We start from the raw sequence: 22627 nt of genomic DNA, 5'->3' as shown, positions 1-22627 counted from the left end.
CTGCGCCCAACAATCCCCTCTGCGCGCCTATCGCTTTATACGTCCAGCCACGCCGCCGCAAACTCACCACCTGACGCCGCCGCTCTTCGCGCGCCGCAAACAACAGCGATCTCATGTCTCGTCTTTCCATGCCCACGACATCAGGACAGCTCACTCAATTTCAAAAGCATGTGTTTCTTAAATCAATAAGCGGGGTGCGTCATGCAGGTCACTGCCTTTCTGCTCGGTCTCCTGATCTTCGTGATCTACCGGCTTTTCAAAGGTGGCATCTATACCGTCAAGCCGGATGAGCGCGCGGCCATCACGACCTTGGGACGCGCCCAGCGCCTAGGGCATCTGATGGTTGAGGACCCAGCGGTGGAGGGCGATGAAAGGGCCAGTTATCGCTATCCTGGCTTGCGGGTCATCGGTCCAGGTGGGCCTTATTTCAAGTGGCCCTGGCAGGAGGTGCACAAGGTGCGGGTTGTGACTCAGGCGATCGACCTTACCTGGGACCCGACCAAGACGCAGAGCACGATCGAGGCGGTGACCAAGGATAACCTCACCATCGGGGTCAGCGGCCAGATTCGCTTTCGCGTTGCAGAAAATAACCTCTATGCCTATCTCCTCGGGGTCGATAGCCCCTTGGAGCATGTCATGGGGTATTTCATCTCCGTCTTGCGCGAACGCATTGCTAATTTTGTTGATCCCAAGGCTCAGACCCTGGGCAGCGGTCCTGATACCAATAGCATTGGTCCTGAGCTTTTAGCAGTGGTCCTGAGCTTTCTGAAGGCGTCTCGATCAACGACCTACGCAAGAACCTGCCCCTACTGATGAATGCCTACATGGAGGAACAATGCCGTTCTACCGCGGCGCGTTATGGGATCGAACTGGATGCCGCCTTAATCACCCAAATCGACCCGCCATCCGAGGTCGATCGCGCGCTCTCGGCGATCAATACAACCCGCAACCAGATCGCCGCTGACATCTCAACCGCACGTGCTGAGGCTGAGCAGCAGATCACCATGAGCGAGCGGGCGGTCGAGATCGCGCGTAACAAGCCCAGGCCGAGGTTGCGCCCTTGAATGAGCTGGCAGCGACACTCGCCCAGATCAAGGACCAAGGCGGGCCGACGGCGCTCAAGAGCTATCTGCCCAACCAGAGGTTGCCTTTGCTCGCGCGCGCTGTCCGTATCATCCAGAGCTCATCAAACCCTTGATAGAACCCCAAGGCATCTACCTCCCTGGCTAATGGGTTTAAGCCTGGCTAATGGGTTTAAGGTGAGGGCTTTGATTGCCTGTTCTTATAGAGATCGGTCCGAGTTGCCGCCTTCCGTGTGCGGGATCACAAGTGGCGCGTAATCTCTCCCTAAGGGAGGAGGCTTCATGTTACTTGACCTAGAGTCCATCCTTGGCACAGTCCTCGGTTTTGTATTGGGTCTCGTCTATTTGCCGCTGCTGCTCTTCATTGCCCGGGCGTGCGGGCTCTATACCATCGTGCGCGAGCGCGAGGCCCATGTCTTCACTCTGTTTGGTAAGGTCATAGGGACAGTGGACGAGCCGGGCTTGCGTTTTCCCTTAAGTCATTTCGGCCTTAAAGCATTGCTTTTGCCTTTATTTGGGAAGACCTACCGGGTTTCGATCTGCCTGCGTCAACATTATCTGCGCAACCTGACGGTCAATTCCGAGGAGGGTACGCTGATGGGGGTTGGCATCTGGTATGAGATGCGGGTCAGCGACCCCGTCGCCTATCTCTTCAATAATGCCAATCCCGATGCCTCGCTCCAGGCCAATGTCGCCAGCTCGACCATCTTGACCCTCAGCAACCTGAAGATGGACCAGATGCTCGAGGACCGGCACCAACTCAGCTGCCGAGTACGAACTACGGTCTCGCCCCTGTCGGAGCAATGGGATTATACCCTGGGATCGGTCTATATCCGCAAGGTCTCGTTCACTGATCAACAAATGGTCGAAAACATCACCGAGAAGGTGGTCAAGCGTCTGGTACAGGTCACCAGCGCCATGAAACAGTACGGCGAAAATCGGGTGGGGCTCATTAAGAGCGAGACCGCTTATAAGGTCTCACGGAAGCTTGCCGAGGCCGCAGCAAGCCGCCCAGCGATTGTAGGTGCAGCGCTCAATGCGATCGCGCGCAATGATCCGGAGATTCTGGAGGCGGTGTTGGCAGTGATGGAGACCGATCAGCTTCTAGCCTCCCATGCCCAGGTCGACGTCTTGCCGCAGGGGGCTGAGATACTGATCCAGGTCTAGCTATTGGGCATTATCGAGCGCCAGGCGAAAGCCGACAAAGCTATAGCGCGTTTCGGGAAAATTGCGGTTGCGATAGGCCGCGCGCACCAGATTCGGGGCGCTGTTCCAGCCCCCGCCGCGCATGACCCGCGGGGCATCGATCTCGGGGGGGGCGCAGATCTGCTCAGCGCCCCGATAGTTGGTCTCGTACTCCGAACAGGTCCATTCCCAGACGTTGCCGAGGATGTCGAACAGTCCCCAAGGATTGGGCTTGAGGCTACCGACCGGCGCGACCCATTCGTGACCGTCGTCACACGCAAAACCGGCATCCCAGCCTTGACCGCGATCAGCGGAATTGACATAGAGACAGGGGTTAGCAGCGGGATCTGTTTCCCAGAACCGTGCGCCTGAGGTGTCGGCGCGCGCGGCATATTCCCACTCGGCCTCGGTCGGCAAGCGAAAGGGTAAAGTGGTCTCGGTCTTGAGCCAAGCGATATAGGCCAGGGCATCGTTCCAGCTCACACAGGTCACCGCCTGGCGGTCAGCAAGTGCCTGTTGGCGATTGGGCTCGCGCCAATGGGCCCAGGGCTTTATGCCCCAAGGGGTTTGGCGATCGGTGCGGTCGAGGCTCTCGCAGCCTGGCCCGTCGCCGCGCCCGCGCTCGGCGTCGGTGCGATAACCGGTCGCTGCGACGAAACGCTTGAACTCACCGACGCTCACCTCGCGCACCGCCAGCTTGAACGGCTCGATGCAGACGCGATGGAGCCCCTCGTCGGGCTCATGACCGGGCTCGTTCTCCGGACTGCCCATCATGAAGCAACCGCCTGGGATCGCGACCATCTCGGGCAGGAAGGCGCGATGTTGTTTGAGGGTCTCGCTCAGGCCGGCGAGCTGGGGGTGATCTGGGGCGATCGCCCGCAGGCGCTCGATCTGGCTTTCGGCTGTATCCAGCCGGTAGCGCTTGAGGAGCTCGGCGGCCTCCGCGGCATAGCGTTCGGCGGTCTCTTTAAGATGTGCACGCGCCGCCTGGATCTGAGCATTGATCAGCCGTTCGCGTAGGGCGAGTAGCCCAGCATGCCCTGGGCTAAACTTAAGGCCCTCAGCGATCAGCCTGAATGACCCCGTAAGATCCCCGAGGTCATGAGCGGCGATCGCCTGGTCATAGAGCTGTTCGGTTTGGGATTGGCGCGCGCGGATCTGATCGATCGCAGCCAACAGGGCCAAAAGACCTGGATGGTCCTGAACCTGGGCAAGCCCCTCGCGGGCTAGACGTTCGGCGCTCGCCAGATCGCCCCTTGCCTGGGCAGACTGCGCCTGTTCGAGCAGACGCTCGGCGGCGAGTCGCCGGCGGGCGGCAAAGCGCTCCTGGATCTCGGTACGCAGTGCCAAAAGGTCGGCATGCTCGGGGTCGAGGGCAAGTCCGGCCTCCACCCCTTGAGCGGCGTCGTCGAGGCGGTTTTCGAGCAGGGCGCGGCGGGCATCGGCGAGCCGCTGGGCAAGGCGGTTCTGATCGTCGAGATGTTTGCGCAGCGCCAAAAGGCGTTGATCATCGGGTGTGGTAGCAAGCGCCAGGCGGAGGATCTCTTGGGCCTGCTCGCTCTGACCGCGGCGCAGATGATCCAGAACAAGCGCCTCGTATTGGGTGGCGGTCTGGGGGCGATCGGTCGGGGCAGGGGGGAGCTTGATGGCAAACTCGGGCTGGGGAGGTGCAGGCGGCAGCGACCGCTGTACGCCGAGATAGATGACCGCGACCAAGCCCAAGAGGACCAGCGCCAGTCCCCACGGCCAGGGTCGGGGGCGCCGGATCTCGGGGGAGGGAAGGGCCGCTGGGCCTTGCGTCGGCTCTAAGACCGCTGGGGTAGCGGGCCGAAGCAAGCGCGTGGCGTCATAGGAGTCTCCGAGTTTGGACCCCAGGGCGTCCAGGGCGCGGATGAGCTGACCGGCGCTGGTGAAGCGATCCTCTGGGCGCTTGGCGAGCAGCTTTTCGATCAGGGGTTGATAGGCAACCAGCGGCTCAGGCAGGCGCGGGATGGGGTCCTGGCAGTGTTTCATCGCCAGGCTGACGGGATCAGCCGCCTCATAGGGCAGGTGCTGGGTGAGCATCTGATAGATCACCACCCCAAGACTATAGAGGTCGGAGCGCGGATCGAGGGGCTGGCCCAGGCATTGCTCTGGGCTCATGTACTGCGGGCTGCCGATCACCATCCCGATCCGCGTGAACTGGACCGACTCAGGGCCGGGGGTGATGGCGCGGGCAATCCCGAAATCGGTCAGGACCGGGGTGCCGTCGGCGCGAAACAGGATATTCTGCGGCTTGACATCGCGATGGATCACCCCGCGGGCATGGGCGACGGCGAGCGCCTCGGCGACCTTGTGCGCGATGGAGAGGGCGCGCCCGACCGGCAACCCCTGCTTGATCTCATCGAGCAGGGTCCCACCCGGCAGATATTCCATTGAGAAGTAATACAGGCCGTCTGCAACGTCCAGGTCATAGATGGTGATGATCTGCGGGTGCTGGAGACGGGCGATGATCTGGCCTTCCTTGATGAAACGGGCGATAAACTCATCGCCTGCGAGGGCCTGCGGCTTCATCACCTTGAGCGCCACCTCGCGCCCGAGACGATCCTGGCGGGACAGATAGACCGTCGCCATGCCGCCCTGTCCGAGTTCGCGGAGGATGGTATAGCCAGGGATGTTCACGCTATCTTCAAGGTCTTCAACTAATTCCAGGGATCGGCTGGATGATATAACCGATTCCCACGCCGACACATAAAAGAGAGGTCTGCATCCGGTATGGAGATTATGGTCTGCGTCATCCATCGCGCTGGGGCGGTGCGCCCTCGCGCCTTGCCGTTTGTGGTCAACGAGACGGGCATTGAGATCGGGCGCGCCTTAAGCTGCGATCTTTGTCTTGAGGATACGGAGCGGGTCATCTCGCACCGGCATGCGCGCATCTATGAGGCGGAGGGGAGGCTCTGGGTGACCGATCTCGGCCGCAATGGGACGCTGCTCAACGACAGGCCGCTGCCCTTAGGCCAGCCGGTGGCGCTCAAAGACAGAGACGTGCTGACGATCGGGGCCTATGACATCTGGATCGGCTTGGACAGCGGTCTGGAGGGGATCGACCCGCCCCAGCCGGCGGTTGGGCCAGAGGCGACAGCCCTGGTCACCTCGGCCCAGCGTGTGGTATGCGCCGATCAGACCCAGGTGCTGACTGAGTCCCAGACTGCAGTTATGGGCGAGGTTACGCAAAGGCTTGAAGGTACCGGCTGCACCCAACCGGGGCCCAAGACTATACCCGCTGAGGACAAAACGGTCTGCCTGGATTGGCCCACAGACCCCCCGCTGTCCGGCGACCCAACCGCAGTCCTCGCGCAACGCACCCAGGTTCTCTCCCCACCACCCCCTTCTGCTAAAGGCTCGACCCAGATCATGGCGCAGCCGTCGGAACCAGGATGCAGCCAGGCGCTTGTGCCTGGCAAATTTGTATCGGATGCCCTGATCGATGCAGTCATAGCGGAGCTCAGTACGCGCCTCGATCCCGTCCGCTGGGAGCAAAGACTGGTGGGTCATGCCGGACCGGATCTCAGCGAAGAGGGGCAGGCGCGTTGCTGGCAGGGGTTTAAGGCCGCCTATCCCGGGATTTTGCTTGAGATCCGCGCTGCCTTGGTTGGGCAAAGGGGACGGCGCTGAGGTATGTTCGGGGTCACGCCCGCGGGGGCAGGCGGCCATGAGGCAAGACAATGAGGGCAGGATACAGGCTGCACACCTCAGATCCATGGCTCAAAGATATCTCTGCGCTTAATCCTCGACCAAAAGACCCTTGGGTTCAAGTAGTGTCTTGAGGCTGTCCTCATGGAACTGGATGCGGTTGAGGGTGTCACGAAGACGCTGTTCGGCCTCGCGCCGTTCGTCTGATTTGGCTGTCAGGCGTCGTTCAAGCCCCTCAAGGGCGCCTTTAAGCTTAGCGAGCTGTTCAAGCTCGCTGCGCTCGGCCTTCTCCGCGCCTCGCAACTCCCGTTCGATGTCGCGGGCGTCATCCGGGGTCTGGGCCAACCGCGACCAGAGGCTACGTCGGACCTCTAAGGACTCGTCTGTCTTGACGGCTTGATGAACAAGGGCCGTCTTCAGCGCGGCGATTCGCTGTCTTAGCTCGGCCAGCTCGACCTCAGAGACCGCTATGCTGGCGCGCAACATCCCCGCCTCGTCCTCGAGCCGGCGTTCGGCCTCGCGCAGGGTCTGGTAGTCGGCGCGCTGTTTGGCCTCGAGGGCGAGCAGGCGGCTGATCTCTTCGCGCACCGCCTGGATGCGGGCCTTGCGTTCCTCGCGCTGTTGTTCCTGCTGGAGGGCAAAGCGCTTGCGCTCATGTTCTAAGCGCTCGGCGAGCTCGGCCTGTTGGAGCTCCGACTCGGCGCGGGCCTGTGCCTCGAAGAGCTCTTGCTCGCGCAGTCGCAGCTCGGCCATCGCCCGTTCATGCTCCTGCGCAAGTCGTTCGCGTTCCAGACGCAGTTGTTCCTCTTCATGCAACTGGCGCAGGTTCCAATCTTGACGCGCCTTTTGCAGCTCGATGGCCAGTTGCACCCGCCTCTGATCCTTGAGGGTGCGGGTCTCGAGGGCAAGCTGGGACTGGAGGGCATCGGTGCGTAATTTCAGCTCGCGTTCGAGCGCCACCAGCTCGCAGCGGCGCCGTTCGCGGATGAAGCTGAACTCATCATCGAGGTTGGCGCGTCGCAAGGCAATCCGATCGCGCTCGAGCTCGCGTTCGGCAAGATAACGCAACAGGGGCTCGCGTACCTCAATGATCGCCTGGCGTTCGGCAAAAAAGGCCGCCGGGTCCTTTTCATAGGCGAGCCACAGGCGGGCAAACTCGACCGGATTGAGCCTTTGGCCCGGATTTGCCGGCGGCGCAAAGCCAGGGATGTCGTCGAGCCCACCCTCGAGATATTTGCAATATTGCATCTGCAGGGTCTCGCTGAAATAGGCGCGCACCGCGGTTGGCTCGAAGAGCTTGAGTGCGATCAGCGACAAAAACAGCACCCCGAGCAGTGCCTGCGAAAAGCCCTCGACCCTTTCGAAATGGGGGACACTTTGTTCCTCTGGGCTTTCCTGGATCGCTTGCAAGATCTTGGAACGGGCGGCAAAGGTCAGACGCGGCGGATTGGGCGGGGGCTGCTGGGCCTTGAGCTCATCGGCGATCGCGCTGACCCGCTGCTCGTATTCCTGGGTCAGACGTTGCAGGCGCTCGGTCTGCTCGGCCAGCCGCTGTTCCCACTCCTGAATCCGCCGATCGATCTCAGACACGCGCGCATCGCGCTCGGACTGCTTGGCATTGAGCTGCTCGGCGAGCAAAGCAGCATTGGCCTCCCATTTGCGCGCCTCCGGCCCGCGCCCCGAAGGGCGCCCATTGCGCCCGAGGATCTCATCGCCGACCTTCGCTTGGGCGGCGGCCAGATCACGGCGCAAGACCTCGATCTCCGGGGCATATTCGGACTCGATCGCAGCACGGCGCGCGCGCTCGGCGACAAGGCCCGCTGAGAGCTGCTCGATCTCGCCTTTGATCGGCTCGCTGCGCGCACGATAGGTCTCGTCGATCTGGGCGGTGCGCGCCGCGATCTGGGCCTTGAGCTGGGTCTCGCGCTCGGCGAAATAGCGCTCCACCTGCTGTTGGTGATAGACCTCGATGTCATCGGCGCGGATCAACTTGCCGAGGAAGGGTGCGGTAACGTAGAGCGAGAGGGCCACGATCGCCAGGCGCGCGATGAAACCAAACAACCAACGCAGCAAGGCGCCGAGTCCTTGATTTGCCCCTGGGTCCCAGCGGCGTGCGCGCACTACCGGACGCTCGGACATGATGAGCGAGGCGTCGATCACCCAGACCACCCCAAAGATAACCGCAAATAGCAGGGTGCCAATGAATGGTTTTAGCCAGGCGCTCTCTTGCGGGACGATGGTCGAGCCCACCAGCCCCCAGACCAGGCCCTCGATGGTCGCCATCAGCAGGATGATCGCCCAGGCAAAGGCAAGCCACACCCGTACCGCAGGGGTGAGCATCCTGTCACCATAGGGCCGCAGGCGCAGCTGGTCCCACAGGCGCGGTTTTGGGGCACTACGGCCTACCCCTTGGTCTAGGGTCATAGCGATGGGTTCTTCAATCGGTTTTGGGGATCTCGGATCTTGTTTGGCAAGCGCAGGTGGGTCCGTTGCCAGGCCGGACATAGTTTAACCGGACTTACCGCCCGCTTCGCATTTGGCCATTGGCCCCAGCTTTTGTTTCAATAAGGGACCTCGAAACATGCCTGCCGGATCGTTCCGACCGTTCCGGCGCAAGCCGGCCCGCCATTGCAGCCTCAGCCGCAACCAGATCCATGCAGCTTGGATAGCGGGGTTCGCCAGTGTCATAGTGCTTTCACACCTGCCTGTAGGCAATGCCCAGGCAGAGGCGTCGGTGCGATGGATGTTTCGAGTATTCTGGCAAGGCGGATATCGCCTCCCTTAGGCTCAACCCAACTGGCAAAAAAGGTCGCAACATCCCTCCCATGGACCGTCTAACACTCAGCGCTATCATCGCCTCGGCTGCCTTTCTGGTCTTTCTAATCGTCACCCTAAGCTGGCACAATGACGAACTGCGCCCGCGCATCTGGCGACTCAATGAGATCCTGGAACAGGACCCGATGCTCGCCAGCTATCCCTATCGTTTCCGTGCGCTGGTCTTTCTCAACGGCACTGTCACCCTGAGCAGCCCGCATGCCCTGGAGCGCCCCTTGCGCCCGTTCTTGGACCGCATCGAGCCTGCACTCACCGGCAAGCCGGACAATGCGCCTGAGGTCCAGGACGCCGAGAGGCGTTTTCGGTCGGTTGAGGCCCATGCGGTCGAAATGATGATGAATGAGCCGGATGTGCAAACGGTCAATTGGGCGCTCGATCGCGCCTGGTATCACCAAAACGGGATCGAGCTGCCGCCACCGCCACCCTTGAGCCCAGTGGCCCGTTGAGATGGCGCACTTGTATGCCCTGCTGGGATTGGGGGCGCTGGTCGTTCTGGCCCTGGTGTTCGATCTGGCGCAAGCCCTTGGCTGGCGCAGGCGCGAGCCTTATGTCTTTGACCCACATTGGCTGACGCCTCGCGAGCGCATCCTGCTCGCGATGCTTGAACACGTGCTGGGCGATGGCTATCGCGTCTTCGTGCGGGTGCGGGCGAGCGAGGTGCTGGCGCCTGCGCCTGGACTGAGCCGGCGCGAGCAGGCACGCATACTCGCGCGCCTGGAGCGCCAGCGTTTTGATTATCTGATCTGCAAGCGCGATACCCTCGTTGTCCGTGCGGCCATCAAGCGCATCTCCCCTCCCCGCTGGCGCAAGACATTGCCGCCGGATGAACTGGAACCCCTATGCAAACGGGTAAGGTTGCCGTTGCTGCGTCTCATCGAGCGTCCGCATTATGTACTCGCTGAGCTGGCTGCCGAGCTTGAGCAGCTGCTCCAGGCAGACCGCTGGGTTGAGCCAACGCCCGTCCAACCTCTCAGTAAGGACCAGGACGGTCTGCCTGCCGATCGCGATGAGCTGGCAGCGCTCGCAGACCTGGCACAGGCCATCAAGGCGCAACGCGCCACAGATCCTGCAGAGGGTTAGGTGCCTTCTACCGCGCATCTCTTTGCCAAGAGGGTCTCTGTCCCAGGTGGGAAAGTCATGCCTGTCGGAGACGACAGTGGTCAACGAGACCCCACGGAGTAGGAAGAGAACGATGCGTATGGATGCACACCTTAACTTGATAGCAGATTGAGGGGCGCTCAGAAATGATGCATGGGCGGGGTATCTGGTTAGACAATGGGATCGACCCAGACCTTTTCATCCCTGATCTGGACGGGAAAGACCCGGATCGGCTGCTCAGCAGGTGGGCTGAGGGGCTGACCGCTCGCAAGATCAAAGGCGCTACCGTGTAGTGAGCACTTGATGGTCGCCCCATGTAGACAGCCGAAGGAAAGCGGATAGTCCTCATGGCTGCACAGGTCCTCGATTGCGTAATAGCGCCCGCCAGCATGGGCGATGATGAGGTCTAGACTCTCCACCTTGACCTTGATGAATCGCCCCTCGGGGATGGCAGCGCAATCAGCTACAGGGATCGAGCCGTCAGCCATTAGCAGAGCCTCCGCGCGGCGCACCCCGAATCGAGGACATCGCGGATGCGATCGGCAGCGAGCTCAAATGTACGCTCGCGCCCTAGATGCCAGAGGATCAGCGCCCCGGCGCAGACCAGGCTGTCATAGGTCGGACCCTTCTTGCCTGAGAGCGCCTCTATTCCCGCAGCAGCAGCGGCCTGGGCCGTGGCCTCGACATCCACGGTAATCGCAACATCATCGTCTGGGCGGGTGGTCTGGGGGAGGTTCTCGGGCAGGGGCACAGCGCGCGACGTCTGTTCGATCCCCAGGGCAGTGGGGTCGATCTCAAAGACCTGTTCCTCTGCATGATGCTGATAGCTGAAACAAATGCTCTTTTGGCGCAGCGAGGGGATAACCCCCCCTTCCACCCCGCGGATGATCAGGGCCGACTCAAAGCCGGCATGACGCGCCAGCATCGCATAGATGCGCGGATAGGGTGGATGGACATAGCCGGTGATGAGATGGGTATGGCGGCGTCCATGGATCGGGCGCGCCAAGACCTCGGTGGTGGTGATCGCCTGGCGCTTGACGATAGCGGTGCGCAGTTCAGCCAGGTTATATAAGGAGGCACAAAAGGCGCGCTGATCGACATAGCTCCAGCCGATCTCTGGATCAGAGAGGCGATCTGCGGCCTCGACGGGGCTGAGGTCCACAGGCAAGCCTGCGGCCTCCAAGACATGGCGATGGGTGACCCCAAACTTAGGACCGATGGCATGGGCGCCGTGACTGATCGCCGGGACCCCGCATTCGGCAAGCACCGCCGGCAGAAATGGCGAGGCCGGCAGACAGCGGTTATAGCCGTCATAGGGGTCGGCGATATCCACTACCTCATCGACCTCGGCCACCACATGACCCGTGGCCTCGCGGAGGCCATCCAAGATCCCTTTGAGCTCCTCATCGGTCTCGCGCTTCATGCGCAGAGCGATCAAAAAGATCCCTGCCTGGACGGGATCGACCGCGTTGTCGAGGATGGCGCGCATGCCGGCGTGCGCCTCCTCGCGGCTGATGTCCTTGGATAGCTCTGGACCCGTCGCGATACGCTGGATGATCGAGCGCATCAGGGTTTTGGGGTCGGCGGCCTGGGTCATGGGTGCTCCTCATCATCGGTTGATCATCTGGGCTAGAGCATGGGGCAAATGCCTGGGGTCTTTCAATCGCGGAATCGGCGCGCCAGATCGTCATAGGATTCGATGCGCCGGTCGCGCAAAAAGGGCCAGCGCCGGCGGATAGGTTCAGTGCGCGCGAGATCGACTTCGGCGATGAGCAATTTTGGCGTCTGATCATCGGCCTGGGCAATGAGCTCACCCTGCGGCCCGCAGATGAATGAATGGCCCCAGAAACGCAGACCGGATGTAACCCCGCTGGGGTCCGGTTCATAGCCGACACGGTTGCAGGCCGCGACATAGAGCGCATTGGCGATGGCATGGCCGCGCTGGATGGTCAGCCAGGCATCGATCTGACGCCTGACCTCGTCCTCATCCTCGTTCGGATCGGCGCCCATGGCGCTGGGGTAGAGTAGGATTTGGGCGCCCCCTAAGGCCATGGCGCGCGCAGCCTCTGGAAACCACTGGTCCCAACCGATCAGTACCCCCAGCCGCCCCAGGCTGGTATCGATCGGGTTGAAGCCCAGATCACCCGGAGTGAAATAGAATGTCTCGGCATGTCCAGGGAGGTCGGGGATGTGCATCTTGCGATAGATCCCCGCAAGGCTGCCATCGGCATCCAATACCACGGCGGTGCTGTGGTAGATCCCGGGCGCGCGTTGCTCGAAGAGCGAGCCCACGATCACCAGGTTGAGCTCGCGCGCCAAGGTGCTCAGGCGCTCGGTGCTGGGACCTGGGATGGTCTCGGCCAGGTCGAACAGGTTGTTATCTTCGATCTGACAAAAATAGGGGCCGTTGTGCAGCTCCTGGAGTACGACCAGGTCACAGCCGCGGATCGAGGCCGCGCGGATCGCCGCCTCGCAGTCCTCGAGGTTGGCCGCGGTGCTCCCCTGATCGGACTGCTGGACGAGCGCAAGGGTCAAGGACGAGCCGGGCATGCAATGAACTCCAGTTGATGAGAGCGACGGGACGGATTATCCGCTTAAATACCGTTCTTGAAATCCTGATGGCCAATTTTCAAACCCATCTCAATGTCGGCATCCTGATGAGCGCAGGGACGGTGTTGGCCCTGCATCTCGGCGGACTCGCGGGCTCGGCGCAGATTCCGCTCTTGTTCGCCCTCGGGGTGGCCGGCAGTCTGGTGCCAGACATCGACAGTACGCACTCGGTCCCCAGCCATGCCCTATTCAATGTCTTGGGCGCAGCCTTGGCCTTTGCCGTGACCCTCCCTTTAGGCGGGCGCTTTGCGCCTTGGGTCATGCTCGGCCTGTGGTGTCTGGTCTTTGTTGCGGTGCGCTATGGGGTGCTTCGGCTCTTCGGATGGCTGACCGTCCATCGCGGGATCTGGCATTCTTGGTTGGCTGCTGCTACGGCGGCGACCGCAACCGCTGATCTCGCCTATTGGCTCGGTGGACAGCGCCCCGAGGCAGCCTGGCTCGTGGGGCTAATGGTTGGTGTCGGGTATCTCACCCATCTGGTGCTCGATGAGATCTATAGCGTCAATCTGTTCAATGTCCGCATCAATCGTTCGTTCGGCAGTGCCCTCAAGCCCTTTAGCCTGAGATATCCCCTAGGGACCTTTCTGATGGCGGTGGGTCTGGCCGGACTGATCTTGCTCGCCCCACCGCCCGATAGCCTGATCGCGCGGCTCGGCTGGGATCCCCAGACAGCCTGGGCCGAGCTCGAGGCCGCGCTGACATCGGGGATGCGCTGGGCGCGCAGCGAGTGGGCCGGCTGGTGGAACTGGCTGGGCCCGCGGCTGACGGCCCTGGTCAGCGGCTGAGCGAGGCTACCTTGTGGCCTCAGCACCCGGCTTTGGTATCCTATCTCGCCTACAACGATCGCACGGGGCGAGTTTCAACCCTAAAGACAGGCTACATGGATCTCAATTTTCTTGATTTCGAACAACCCATCGCCGAGCTCGAGGCCAAGCTCGATGAGCTCAAGCGGGTCGGTTTCGATAACGCGCTCAACATCCAAGAGGAGATCGAGCGTCTCCAGGCCAAATGCCGGGCACTTACCGAGTCCATCTTCGCCAACCTCACCCCCTGGCAGATCTCGCAATTGTCGCGGCATCCGCAGCGCCCCTATTTGCTCGACTATGTGCCGCGGATCTTCGATGAGTTTTACGAACTGCACGGCGATCGTGCCTTCGCCGATGACCCGGCCATCGTCGGTGGTCTGGCGCGGTTAGACGGGCGTCCGGTGATGATCATCGGCCATCAAAAGGGCCGCGACACCAAGGAAAAACTCTTGCGTAACTTTGGCATGCCCAGGCCAGAGGGTTACCGCAAGGCGTTGCGTCTGATGGAGCTCGCCGAGCGCTTTCGTCTGCCAATCCTGACCTTTATCGATACCCCAGGCGCCTATCCAGGTGTCGGTGCCGAGGAGCGTGGGCAAAGCGAGGCGATTGCCCGCAACCTGCGCAAGATGTCACGTCTGCGCACCCCCATCCTGGCGACCGTGATCGGTGAGGGCGGTTCGGGCGGGGCCTTGGCGATCGGGGTCAGCGACTGGCTGGGGATGTTGCAGTTCAGCACCTATTCAGTGATCTCACCCGAGGGCTGCGCCTCGATCCTATGGAAGAGCGTGGACAAGGCCCAGCTCGCCGCCGAGGCCATGGCCATCACCTCAGAACGCTTGCGCGAACACGGTCTAATCGACGAGATCATCCCCGAGCCCCTGGGCGGGGCCCACCGCGATCCCGGAGCCATGGCCAGTACTCTCAAAGCGGCGCTATTGGCGCGGCTCGACCAATTCAGCGCTATCGATCCCGACGCCTTGGTCGCCCTGCGTTATCAGCGTCTCATGCGCTATGGGCGCTTCAAGGAGGGATGAACGGGACGGGGTAGGGCGCCTGCTTGAACATCTGCACAGACAGCTTGCTGCGCTCGGTGATGTCCAACGTTATTGGCTTGCCTATAGCGGTGGTCTGGATTCGAGCGTCTTGTTAGCTGTCCTTGCCGAGCTGCGCCGACAGGCACCCGATCTCCCTGGTATAGGGCGGCTTGCAGCCGTCCATGTTGATCATGATCTGCATCCGGCCTCAGGCACATGGGCCGAACACTGCGCCGCCCGTTGCGCCGAGCTCGCCATCCCTCTGATGATCGACTGGCCGGACCTACCGCCCACCCGAGGCACAAGCATCGAATCCTGGGCGCGTGCAGCGCGCCGCGCCATCTTTGGGCGCCTGCTCATGCCAGGCGAGGTATTGCTGCTCGCCCAGCATGGCGATGACCAGGCTGAGACGCTGCTCTTGGCCTTGCTGCGCGGCAGCGGGCCTGCGGGATTGGCCGCCATGCCGGCCCTTGCCCCCTTGGGCGCTGGCCGTCTCTTCCGCCCATTCCTCGACCTCGACCGGGCCTTGCTTGTCGCCTATGCCCAACATTATGGCCTGTTCTGGATCGATGATCCCAGCAATGCCGAGACGCGTTTCGACCGCAACTATCTGCGTCATCAGATACTGCCGCATTTGCGCGCCCGCTGGCCGGCAACCGTCCAAAATCTCGTGCGCAGCGCGCGTCTATGCGCCGAAGCGGCTGAACTGAGCGAGCGGCTGGCGGCCCAGACCCTGGAGGAGGTGCGGGGCGCTCTGCCGGGGACGCTGTCGATCGCCCATCTCATGTCTCTAGATCCTTCCTTGGCCAAGGCGGTCATCCGTCTCTGGCTCAGCGAGCAGGGGTTTCAGCCTCCGGATGCCCAGCGCCTCAAGCGTCTACTCACCGAGTTCATCCCCGCCCGTGCCGATGCCTATCCGCTGATCCAGTGGTCAGGGTGCGAGATCCGGCGCTACCGCGATCTGCTTCTGGCCTTGCCGCCATTCCCACCCTTGCCCAGTGAGACAACGCTGCTGTGGCTACTCGGAGAGCGGTCGGTGCATCTGGAGCTGCCGGCCGGTTTAGGGCGCCTCGTATGGGAACCGCTTAAAAGATGGCGAGACGTTCCGATCCTGACCCAAGTCCGCTTTGGCCAATGGGGTCGGCCCTGCCGCGCCCGCCCCGGGGGAGCGCGGCGCGATGTCAAAAAGCTGTTCCAGGAGGCTGGCATCCCAGCCTGGCTGCGCCCGCGCTGGCCCATGCTCTTTTGCAATGGGCGACTGATCGCGATCGCAGGGATCACAGCCTGTCACCCAGACGGGATCAGGGATACCCCGGCGGGGTCATTGACCTGGCAGGGCTGCCCTTGGCAGCAGCTCTGGCCTGGGCTTACGTACCCCTTGTCAATCAATCTGGATTAGACTAGGTGCCGTTTTGCTCTGGCCCGAAGGTCTTCATGAGTATCCTAGTTGATATGAGTATCCTAGTTGATCTGATCAACAACGCTGCTTTGCTGCTGACCCTGGTGGCAGTGCATGGATTGATACTGGCGCGGCTTCCGCGCGAATGCCTCTGGGTAAGACTTCTCAATGGCCTAAGCTTTGGGCTAGTCGCAGTCATCGGCATGATCTATCCGGTCAGGCTCGATCCCCAGTTCATCTTTGACGGGCGCACCGTGGTGATCAGCCTGGCGGGCTTGTTTGGCGGTATCCCCTCTGCTGGGTTGGCGGCGGCGATTGCAGCCGGTTATCGTCTCTGGATCGGCGGTCCGGCGATCTATATGGGCGTGGGAAGCATCTTGGGCGCCGCCCTTCTAGGCAGTCTCTGGCATGTCTGGCACGTGCGCCGTGGGCTCGAGATCAATGTCTGGTCGCTGGCGGCATTAGGCCTGCTGGTGCATATTCTATCCCTGAGCTTGATCATCACCTTACCACTGAACTGGCGCAACCAGGTGATCGAGCAGATCGCCATCCCCTGCCTCATCGTCCTCCCGGGGTTAACGGTCCTCATGGGACTACTGCTCTATACCCAAGAGAAACGGATCGAGAGCGAGCAGTTGCTGGCAGGCGAACGCACCCTGTTACAGAGCCTGATCCGCTCGATCCCTGATCTCGTCTGGCTCAAAGACCTCGATGGGGCTTATCTTGCCTGCAATGCCCGCTTTGAACGCTTTATCGGGAAACCTGCCTCCGAGATCGTAGGGCACAGCGACCGCGATTTCTTTCTCGAGGCCAAGGCCGAGGTCTTTCGCGAACATGATCGCAAGGCTATCGCCGCCGGCGGACCAACGGTCAGCGAAGAGATCTTGACCTTTGCCGACGACGGCCACCAGGAGCATCTCGAGACCATCAGGGCCCCGCTGTATGGCCCGGATGGACGGCTGATCGGGGTCTTGGGGATCGCACGCGACATCACTGCCTTGCGGCGAGCGGAGACAGAACTAAGACAGCATCGCGATCAGCTCGAGGCCATCGTTGAGGCACGCACCAATGAGCTTGCCGCTGCCCGCAATGCCGCCGATGCCGCCAATCGCGCCAAGAGCGCATTTCTGGCTAGTATGAGCCACGAGATCCGCACCCCGCTCCATGCCATCTCCGGCATAGTGCACCTCTTGCGCCAGACGGGTTTGACCCCCGAGCAGGAGGTTCTGCTGGTCAAGCTGGATAGCGCCAGCCAGCATCTCCTCAATCTCATCGACGCCATCCTCGAGTTCTCCAAGATCGAGGCCGGTCAGCTCAGGCTCGCTGCTCGCTGAAGAGCCATTCGTACCTGCCGAGCTGGTGGCCCAGGTCATAGAGATCCTCCAGAGCCAGGCCCAGGCCAAGGGGCTTGTGCTTAGCAGCGAGCTTGTCGATTCCTTGCCGCCGCTCATCGGCGATCCCACCCGAATCAAGCAGGCCCTGATCAACTATATCGGTAATGCCATCAAATTCACCGAGCGCGGTTGGGTCAGGGTGCGAGTTAAACAGGTCGAGGAGGATGGACAAGGCATCCTGCTGCGCTTCGAGGTCGAGGACACAGGCAGCGGGATCGCGCCTGATGTATTGGCGCGTCTCTTCAAACCATTCGAACAGGGCCAGGATGCAAATGCACGGCTGCGCGGAGGCACGGGGCTAGGTTTGGCCATCACCCAGCATCTGGCGCGCTTGATGGGCGGCGATGCCGGCGCCGATAGTACGCCTGGGGTCGGTAGTCTGTTTTGGTTTACCGCCCGTCTGCGCAAGGCCCCCGCCCCCGTCTTGACCCCTCAGTCTCAGTTGACTGGAGCGAGCGCCCAAGAACGCCTCAAGCGCCATCATGCCGGGAGGCGGGTCCTGTTGGTCGAGGATGAACCCATCAATCAAGAGATCGCCCGCTTTTTGCTTGAAGCAGCGGGTCTGACTGTTATGACGGCCAACGATGGGGCCGAGGCCGTGCGCCTGAGCGCGACCCAGTCCTATGACCTGATCCTGATGGATGTACAAATGCCGGGGATGGACGGTTTGGCAGCGACCCAACTGATTCGCCAGCAGTTGTCGAAACGTCCGCTGCCGATCATCGCCATGACCGCCAATATCTTCGTCGAGGATCGCGAGCGTTGTCTTGCAGCGGGGATGGATGGTTTCCTGCCCAAGCCCGTGCGTCCCGAAACCCTCTATGACATGCTCGATCACTGGTTGTCGCGCTCGCAAATGCGCCGAGAGGCAGCCGATCCCGACCAAGCGGGGGCGATCAGCCATGATATGCCCTAAAAAGCGGCCGCAGCGACAATTTGCTGTCAATCGTTTTGGCCGGGCGCAGTGGCGTCTTGACAGGTCAGACCGTGCATCGGCAGTGTTTTCTGGCCAGCACCCCAAGAGGGATCCTTTAGCATCTCGCCCAGCAAAACGGCTTTGACGATGACCCATGACCGCTCTGCACTTTCAAACCGCTGTCCTGAGCATGGCCGGCAGGCGAGCTGATAATCAGGACGCCTATTGTTGGCGCGATGGGTTATGGCTGGTGGCCGATGGTCTGGGCGGGCACGGCGGTGGGGCGGTCGCCGCGCGGGTTGCTGTTGAAACCTTCTTGCAGGTGTTGCCGCCTGAGTGTCCACTTGAGTCCCAAGTGCTTGCGTCCGGGATAACCGCTACAGCCGCGGTCTTACAGGCATACCAGCAATCTCACCAGGCATTGGCTGGGATGCGCACCACGCTTGCGCTCCTGATGAGCGATGGCAGACAGGCGCTCTGGTTGCATCTGGGCGACAGCAGGGTCTATGGCTTTCGCGCCGGCAGGATTATGTTTCAGACCGCTGATCATAGCGTGGCCCAGGCCTTGGTGCGCGCCGGCGATGTTGCGCCCGAGGCGGTGCGCTTTCATGAGGATCGCCATCGCCTGTTACGGACCCTGGGCGATCAATACCCACCGCGCCCGACCCTTGCCGAGGCGCCGCTGGCCCTTCTGCCGGACGATGCCTTCTTGCTGTGCACCGATGGGTTCTGGGAGGCGGTGACCGAGGCCGAGATGCTCTCCACCCTTGCCGAGGCATCCAGTACGCAAGATTGGCTCGACCGGATGGAGGGCATCCTCCGCACGCGCCAGTTGCCCGACCAGGACAATTACACCGCGCTCACGGTCTGGGTCAGTGCGATTGATCCATCGACTGGACCAACGCTGTCCAGCGATAGGTGAGGGATGTCCCGCGGGCACACCGAGATGCTTCGGGTATCATCAGACATCCAATCAATGCCGGCGTGCCGCGTCGGTCATGCGGGGGATCCATGCTTGAACTGATCTATGCCGGCGGTTGGGTGATGGCGCCGATCCTGGCCTGTTCGATCCTAGCCACGGCCATCGTGATCGAGCGCGCCTGGACATTGCGCCGCAGTCGGCTCATGCCTTCCGGTCTGATCGAAGAGATCTGGCGACTCGATCAGCAAGGCCGGCTGACCGAGACGGCGATCCTCGACATCCGCGATGGTTCTGCCTTGGGGCGAATCTTGGCCGCCGGGCTGATCAACCGCCGGCATGCACGTGAGGTGATGAAGGAGGCGATCGATGATGCTGGACGCCATGTCGTAGCCGAGCTGGAGCGTTTTCTCAACACCCTCGGGACCATCGCCGCGATCGCGCCCCTGCTCGGGCTGCTCGGCACGGTTCTGGGGATGATCGATATCTTTGGTGTAATTATGCAAGCAGGTGTGGGTAATGCGGCGGTGTTGGCCGGCGGGATCTCCAAGGCGCTGATCACCACGGCGGCTGGGCTTTCGGTCGGTATTCCGGCGCTGATGTTCCATCGGTTCTTCGAGGGCCACGTCAACCGCTTGGCGCTGGAGATGGAGGAAGAGGCGCTGCGTCTGATCGAGATCTTGCAGAGCGGACGTGAGTTGAGTACCGAGGTGGATGCATGAACTTTCGCCCGCGCCGCCCCCCACCGGTCGAGATCAATCTGGCGCCTTTGATCGACATCGTCTTTTTGCTCCTGATCTTTTTTATGGTCTCGACCACTTTCAAGGACGATGCGCGTCTGCGGGTACAGCTTCCACACGCCCAGGGCGAGGATGTGCCTGCCCAAGAGCAGGCGATGATTCGGATTGTCATCGATCGCGCCGGGCGTTTTTTCATCGATGACCGCGAGGTGATCGATCCGCGTCTCTCGACCCTGGTCAAGATCCTCACCGAACGCCGCGGCGAGGATCGCAGCCTGCCCGTCCTGATCCAGGCCGACGCCGCCACACCGCACCAGGCGGTGATGAGCGCGATGGATGCCGCCAGCCAAGCGGGTTTGAGCCGGATCGCCTTTGCCGCCAACCGTGCGGAAGACGCTGCCCCATGAGCCAGGGCGTCGGGCTTTCCTCGACAGGGGCGCGTCAGGTCTATCGGCGTCTGCTCGGGTATGTCCGTCCCTATTGGCGGGTCTTTGCGCTGTCGATCGCCGGCATGCTGGTCTTTGCCGCCACCGAGCCGGTGTTTGCCGCCCTGATGCGGCCCCTGATCGACGGCAGCTTCGTCCAGCGCGACCCCGCGGTCGTGCGCCTGATGCCCTGGTTATTGATCGGGCTGTTTCTGGTGCGCGGGGTGGCGGGCTTCGTGAATACCTATTTCCTGAGCTGGGTCGGGCGGAGGGTGGTGGCCGACCTGCGCCAGGAGATGTTCGAGCACCTACTGCGCGCACCGGCGCGTTTCTACGACCATCAGGGCGCGGGGACATTGCTGGCCAAGCTGACCTATAACGTCGAAAACGTGGCCACGGCTGCGACCTCGGCGGTCACCACCTTGGTGCGCGACGGTTTCAGCGTGCTTGGGCTCATGGCCTATATGCTGTATCTCAACGCGGGGCTGGCGCTGATCTTTTTGATCATCGGGCCGACGATGGCGGGGGCGCTTAAATATGCCACCAAGCGCCTGCGCCGCCACAGTCGGCGCATCCAGGAGCGGGTCGGGGAACTCACCCAGGTCGCGCAGGAGGCCATCGAGGGCCATCGCCTGGTCAAGGCGTTCGGGGCGCAGGCGCGTGAGGCAGCGCGCTTTTCGGCAATCAACGAAAAGACCCGCTCATTGCAGATGAAGCTGATCGCCACCGAGGCGGCCAGCGTCCCGCTCGTCCAGCTTATCTCGGCCATCGCCATCGCCATCGTTGTCTATCTCTCCACCCTGCAAGGGCTCAAGGAGGACATCTCGGTGGGGACCTTCATGTCGTTCGTGGTGGCGATGGGCCTGTTGTTGCCGCCGGTCAAGCGGCTCACGGCGGTCAATGGCCAGCTGCAGCGCGGGATTATCGCCGCAGAGAGCCTGTTCGAGCTGATCGACGTCGAAGTGGAGCCCGACACCGGTCAGCGAGTGATTGCCCGTGCCCAGGGGCGGATCGAATATCGGCAGGTCACCCATCGCTATGCCCCGGATCAGCCGCCGGCACTGCGCGGGATCAATCTGCTGATCGAGCCGGGCGAGCGGGTGGCCTTGGTCGGACGCTCGGGCAGTGGCAAGAGCACGCTCGTCAATCTCTTGCCGCGGTTCTATGACCCGAGCGAGGGCGAGATCCAGCTCGATGGCATACCGATCCATGAGTTGACCCTGGCCAGCCTGCGCGCCCAGATCGCCTTGGTCAGCCAGGAGGTGATGCTGTTGAATGATACGATCGCCAACAATATCGCCTATGGCTGCCCCCATCCGCCCAGCCGCGCCGAGCTTGCAGCGGCGGCGGCCAGTGCCCATGCCCTGGAGTTCATCCAGGCGCTTCCCCAGGGGTTCGAGACCCTGATCGGCGACCGTGGGGTCTTACTCTCGGGCGGCCAGCGCCAGCGGCTCGCCATCGCCCGTGTCATGCTCAAGGATGCCCCCATCCTGATCCTGGACGAGGCAACCTCGGCGCTCGATGCCGAGTCCGAGCGCCATATCCAGGCCGCGCTCGAGACCCTGATGTCCCGCCGCACTACCCTGATCATCGCCCACCGGCTCTCGACCGTCGAACGTGCCGACCGTATCCTGGTGCTCGACGAGGGGCGCATCGTCGAACAGGGGCGGCATGCCGAGCTCCTGGCGCGCGGGGGGCGTTATGCACACCTCTACCGGCTGCAATTCAGTGATACTGCTCGGTCGTATACTGACCCGGCGCATCGCGCCGATGGCGTTTGAGCCCCCGCGCCTCTAAGATCGCCTTGATGTCCTTGATCATCGCCGAGTTGCCGCAGAGCATGACATGGCTGGTCTGGGGGTCGATCAGGGTGCCCGCCTGTTGCTCCAGGGCGCTGCTGGTCAAGAACTCGGTGATCCGCCCGGCGAAGGCCCCCGGCCAGGGCTCGCGGCTGACCGCATTCAAGCGCAGCAACCGGCCTGGATACTGGGCCCCGACCGCATCGAGACACTCGCCATAGGCCAGGTCGGCGCCATGCCGCACCCCGTGGACCAGGATCACCCGCTCGAATAGCCGCCAGGGGTCGGGCGTGCGCAGGATCGAGAGATATACCCCCAGACCCGTGCCCGTCGCCAAGAGCCAGAGGGTAGAAGCGGGCTGGACGGTTTCGAGGGTGAAGACCCCGCTCGCCTTGCGGGTGAGCCAGACGGGGTCGCCCGGTTCAAGCGCTGACAGTCTTGGGGTCAATGGGCCTTCGCTGATCTCATTGAAAAAGATCTCAATGGGTTGCTGCCCGGGTGGATTGACCAGCGAATAGGGGCGCCCGATGCGCTCACCCGCGATCTCGAGCGCGACCTTGATGAATTGACCAGCAACAAACTCGATCGGCTCCGACTCAAACTGGAGGCTATGCAGACCTTCATTCCAACGGTGTTTGCCGACGACCTGCGCCTTGACCCAATCGTTCATGATCCTGCCCTATCTGTATCAACGGACAATCTAAGGCCCTATG

The 22627-nt window shown here is 62.1% G+C and carries 21 protein-coding genes; 15 read left to right on the top strand and 6 right to left on the bottom strand.

Features of this window, described 5'->3' with window-relative positions:
- Nucleotides 1–201 precede the first annotated feature (201 nt).
- The 3 genes from GWK36_RS07535 to GWK36_RS07530 all read left to right on the top strand — a co-directional run bounded on the left by GWK36_RS07535 (nucleotide 202) and on the right by GWK36_RS07530 (nucleotide 2249).
- Nucleotides 202–813 carry an SPFH domain-containing protein gene (locus GWK36_RS07535; protein ID WP_281352049.1) on the top strand — a complete coding sequence of 204 codons (612 nt, stop codon included), beginning with the start codon at nucleotides 202–204 and terminating at the stop codon, nucleotides 811–813.
- The gene (locus tag GWK36_RS15665) at nucleotides 813–1064 is read left to right on the top strand and encodes an SPFH domain-containing protein (RefSeq protein WP_281352048.1); all 252 of its coding nucleotides are present in this window, start codon (nucleotides 813–815) and stop codon (nucleotides 1062–1064) included. Before GWK36_RS07535 ends, GWK36_RS15665 begins: the two co-directional genes overlap by 1 nt.
- A gap of 300 nt (nucleotides 1065–1364) precedes the next feature.
- Entirely contained in the window at nucleotides 1365–2249 is an 885-nt protein-coding gene (locus tag GWK36_RS07530; protein WP_166270622.1) for an SPFH domain-containing protein, read from the top strand.
- Here the strand turns inward: GWK36_RS07530 and GWK36_RS07525 are convergent, their stop codons facing one another.
- The gene (locus tag GWK36_RS07525) at nucleotides 2250–4928 is read right to left on the bottom strand and encodes a bifunctional serine/threonine-protein kinase/formylglycine-generating enzyme family protein (protein ID WP_166270621.1); all 2679 of its coding nucleotides are present in this window, start codon (nucleotides 4926–4928) and stop codon (nucleotides 2250–2252) included.
- A gap of 93 nt (nucleotides 4929–5021) precedes the next feature.
- Between GWK36_RS07525 and GWK36_RS07520 the strand changes: the two genes are divergently transcribed.
- Complete coding sequence (locus tag GWK36_RS07520; RefSeq protein WP_166270620.1) at nucleotides 5022–5921, top strand: FHA domain-containing protein; 900 nt, start codon at nucleotides 5022–5024, stop codon at nucleotides 5919–5921.
- A 108-nt stretch (nucleotides 5922–6029) separates the two neighbouring features.
- Here GWK36_RS07520 and GWK36_RS07515 read toward each other — a convergent pair whose 3' ends face one another.
- Nucleotides 6030–8363: a hypothetical protein gene (locus GWK36_RS07515; RefSeq protein WP_166270619.1), complete on the bottom strand. Its 2334-nt coding sequence runs from the start codon at nucleotides 8361–8363 to the stop codon at nucleotides 6030–6032.
- A gap of 401 nt (nucleotides 8364–8764) precedes the next feature.
- Here GWK36_RS07515 and GWK36_RS07510 point away from each other — a divergent pair, with 401 nt between their 5' ends.
- Entirely contained in the window at nucleotides 8765–9220 is a 456-nt protein-coding gene (locus tag GWK36_RS07510) for a hypothetical protein (RefSeq protein ID WP_166270618.1), read from the top strand.
- 1 nt (nucleotide 9221) lies between these two features.
- Nucleotides 9222–9854, top strand: coding sequence for a DUF2726 domain-containing protein (locus GWK36_RS07505; protein WP_166270617.1), 633 nt, complete (start codon nucleotides 9222–9224; stop codon nucleotides 9852–9854).
- 188 nt (nucleotides 9855–10042) lie between these two features.
- Here GWK36_RS07505 and GWK36_RS07500 read toward each other — a convergent pair whose 3' ends face one another.
- The 3 genes from GWK36_RS07500 to GWK36_RS07490 all read right to left on the bottom strand — a co-directional run bounded on the left by GWK36_RS07500 (nucleotide 10043) and on the right by GWK36_RS07490 (nucleotide 12422).
- On the bottom strand, nucleotides 10043–10360 hold the full coding sequence (locus tag GWK36_RS07500; RefSeq protein WP_166270616.1) for a Rieske (2Fe-2S) protein: 318 nt from the start codon (nucleotides 10358–10360) through the stop codon (nucleotides 10043–10045).
- A complete protein-coding gene (locus tag GWK36_RS07495) occupies nucleotides 10360–11469 on the bottom strand; it encodes an anthranilate phosphoribosyltransferase (protein WP_166270615.1) in 1110 nt (369 codons plus the stop codon). The genes GWK36_RS07500 and GWK36_RS07495 overlap by 1 nt, the downstream gene beginning before the upstream one ends.
- Before the next feature lie 62 nt (nucleotides 11470–11531).
- Nucleotides 11532–12422 carry a carbon-nitrogen hydrolase gene (locus GWK36_RS07490; protein WP_166270614.1) on the bottom strand — a complete coding sequence of 297 codons (891 nt, stop codon included), beginning with the start codon at nucleotides 12420–12422 and terminating at the stop codon, nucleotides 11532–11534.
- Nucleotides 12423–12490: 68 nt separating this feature from the next.
- Here GWK36_RS07490 and GWK36_RS07485 point away from each other — a divergent pair, with 68 nt between their 5' ends.
- From GWK36_RS07485 to msbA, 9 genes are all read left to right on the top strand, one after another.
- Nucleotides 12491–13267: a metal-dependent hydrolase gene (locus tag GWK36_RS07485; RefSeq protein WP_166270613.1), complete on the top strand. Its 777-nt coding sequence runs from the start codon at nucleotides 12491–12493 to the stop codon at nucleotides 13265–13267.
- A gap of 95 nt (nucleotides 13268–13362) precedes the next feature.
- The gene (locus tag GWK36_RS07480) at nucleotides 13363–14322 is read left to right on the top strand and encodes an acetyl-CoA carboxylase carboxyltransferase subunit alpha (RefSeq protein ID WP_166270612.1); all 960 of its coding nucleotides are present in this window, start codon (nucleotides 13363–13365) and stop codon (nucleotides 14320–14322) included.
- Nucleotides 14300–15721 (top strand): tRNA lysidine(34) synthetase TilS, encoded by a 1422-nt coding sequence (tilS, locus tag GWK36_RS07475; protein ID WP_166270611.1) that lies wholly within the window; start codon nucleotides 14300–14302, stop codon nucleotides 15719–15721. The genes GWK36_RS07480 and tilS overlap by 23 nt, the downstream gene beginning before the upstream one ends.
- Before the next feature lie 35 nt (nucleotides 15722–15756).
- Nucleotides 15757–17055, top strand: a complete 1299-nt coding sequence (locus GWK36_RS07470) for a LytS/YhcK type 5TM receptor domain-containing protein (protein ID WP_166270610.1) — start codon at nucleotides 15757–15759, stop codon at nucleotides 17053–17055.
- A 25-nt stretch (nucleotides 17056–17080) separates the two neighbouring features.
- Nucleotides 17081–18031: a response regulator gene (locus tag GWK36_RS07465; RefSeq protein ID WP_166270609.1), complete on the top strand. Its 951-nt coding sequence runs from the start codon at nucleotides 17081–17083 to the stop codon at nucleotides 18029–18031.
- A gap of 154 nt (nucleotides 18032–18185) precedes the next feature.
- Nucleotides 18186–18953: a PP2C family protein-serine/threonine phosphatase gene (locus GWK36_RS07460; RefSeq protein ID WP_166270608.1), complete on the top strand. Its 768-nt coding sequence runs from the start codon at nucleotides 18186–18188 to the stop codon at nucleotides 18951–18953.
- Nucleotides 18954–19042: 89 nt separating this feature from the next.
- On the top strand, nucleotides 19043–19672 hold the full coding sequence (locus GWK36_RS07455) for a MotA/TolQ/ExbB proton channel family protein (RefSeq protein ID WP_166270607.1): 630 nt from the start codon (nucleotides 19043–19045) through the stop codon (nucleotides 19670–19672).
- Nucleotides 19669–20097, top strand: a complete 429-nt coding sequence (locus GWK36_RS07450; RefSeq protein WP_166270606.1) for an ExbD/TolR family protein — start codon at nucleotides 19669–19671, stop codon at nucleotides 20095–20097. Before GWK36_RS07455 ends, GWK36_RS07450 begins: the two co-directional genes overlap by 4 nt.
- Nucleotides 20094–21896 (top strand): lipid A export permease/ATP-binding protein MsbA, encoded by a 1803-nt coding sequence (gene msbA, locus GWK36_RS07445; RefSeq protein ID WP_166270605.1) that lies wholly within the window; start codon nucleotides 20094–20096, stop codon nucleotides 21894–21896. Before GWK36_RS07450 ends, msbA begins: the two co-directional genes overlap by 4 nt.
- On the opposite strand, the gene GWK36_RS07440 is transcribed toward msbA, so the two are convergent.
- Nucleotides 21841–22584 (bottom strand): ferredoxin--NADP reductase, encoded by a 744-nt coding sequence (locus GWK36_RS07440; protein ID WP_166270604.1) that lies wholly within the window; start codon nucleotides 22582–22584, stop codon nucleotides 21841–21843. The genes msbA and GWK36_RS07440 overlap by 56 nt on opposite strands.
- Between the last annotated feature and the right edge of the window lie 43 nt (nucleotides 22585–22627).

This window comes from Caldichromatium japonicum (assembly GCF_011290485.1).
GTDB lineage: Bacteria > Pseudomonadota > Gammaproteobacteria > Chromatiales > Chromatiaceae > Thermochromatium > Thermochromatium japonicum.
Note: the sequence above shows the minus strand (reverse complement) of the source record. Positions and strands in the feature narration are given on the sequence as shown.

Coding starts and splice junctions, on each gene's coding strand:
- GWK36_RS07520 (WP_166270620.1), top strand. CDS start 5,022: ATGGAGATTATGGTCTGCGTCATCCATCGCGCTGGGGCGGTGCGCCCT.
- GWK36_RS07490 (WP_166270614.1), bottom strand. CDS start 12,422: ATGCCCGGCTCGTCCTTGACCCTTGCGCTCGTCCAGCAGTCCGATCAG.
- GWK36_RS07460 (WP_166270608.1), top strand. CDS start 18,186: ATGACCGCTCTGCACTTTCAAACCGCTGTCCTGAGCATGGCCGGCAGG.
- GWK36_RS07515 (WP_166270619.1), bottom strand. CDS start 8,363: ATGACCCTAGACCAAGGGGTAGGCCGTAGTGCCCCAAAACCGCGCCTG.
- GWK36_RS15665 (WP_281352048.1), top strand. CDS start 813: ATGAATGCCTACATGGAGGAACAATGCCGTTCTACCGCGGCGCGTTAT.
- GWK36_RS07495 (WP_166270615.1), bottom strand. CDS start 11,469: ATGACCCAGGCCGCCGACCCCAAAACCCTGATGCGCTCGATCATCCAG.
- GWK36_RS07455 (WP_166270607.1), top strand. CDS start 19,043: ATGCTTGAACTGATCTATGCCGGCGGTTGGGTGATGGCGCCGATCCTG.
- GWK36_RS07450 (WP_166270606.1), top strand. CDS start 19,669: ATGAACTTTCGCCCGCGCCGCCCCCCACCGGTCGAGATCAATCTGGCG.
- GWK36_RS07470 (WP_166270610.1), top strand. CDS start 15,757: ATGAGTATCCTAGTTGATATGAGTATCCTAGTTGATCTGATCAACAAC.
- msbA (WP_166270605.1), top strand. CDS start 20,094: ATGAGCCAGGGCGTCGGGCTTTCCTCGACAGGGGCGCGTCAGGTCTAT.
- GWK36_RS07480 (WP_166270612.1), top strand. CDS start 13,363: ATGGATCTCAATTTTCTTGATTTCGAACAACCCATCGCCGAGCTCGAG.
- GWK36_RS07440 (WP_166270604.1), bottom strand. CDS start 22,584: ATGAACGATTGGGTCAAGGCGCAGGTCGTCGGCAAACACCGTTGGAAT.
- GWK36_RS07505 (WP_166270617.1), top strand. CDS start 9,222: ATGGCGCACTTGTATGCCCTGCTGGGATTGGGGGCGCTGGTCGTTCTG.
- tilS (WP_166270611.1), top strand. CDS start 14,300: ATGGGCGCTTCAAGGAGGGATGAACGGGACGGGGTAGGGCGCCTGCTT.
- GWK36_RS07500 (WP_166270616.1), bottom strand. CDS start 10,360: ATGGCTGACGGCTCGATCCCTGTAGCTGATTGCGCTGCCATCCCCGAG.
- GWK36_RS07485 (WP_166270613.1), top strand. CDS start 12,491: ATGGCCAATTTTCAAACCCATCTCAATGTCGGCATCCTGATGAGCGCA.
- GWK36_RS07510 (WP_166270618.1), top strand. CDS start 8,765: ATGGACCGTCTAACACTCAGCGCTATCATCGCCTCGGCTGCCTTTCTG.
- GWK36_RS07530 (WP_166270622.1), top strand. CDS start 1,365: ATGTTACTTGACCTAGAGTCCATCCTTGGCACAGTCCTCGGTTTTGTA.
- GWK36_RS07535 (WP_281352049.1), top strand. CDS start 202: ATGCAGGTCACTGCCTTTCTGCTCGGTCTCCTGATCTTCGTGATCTAC.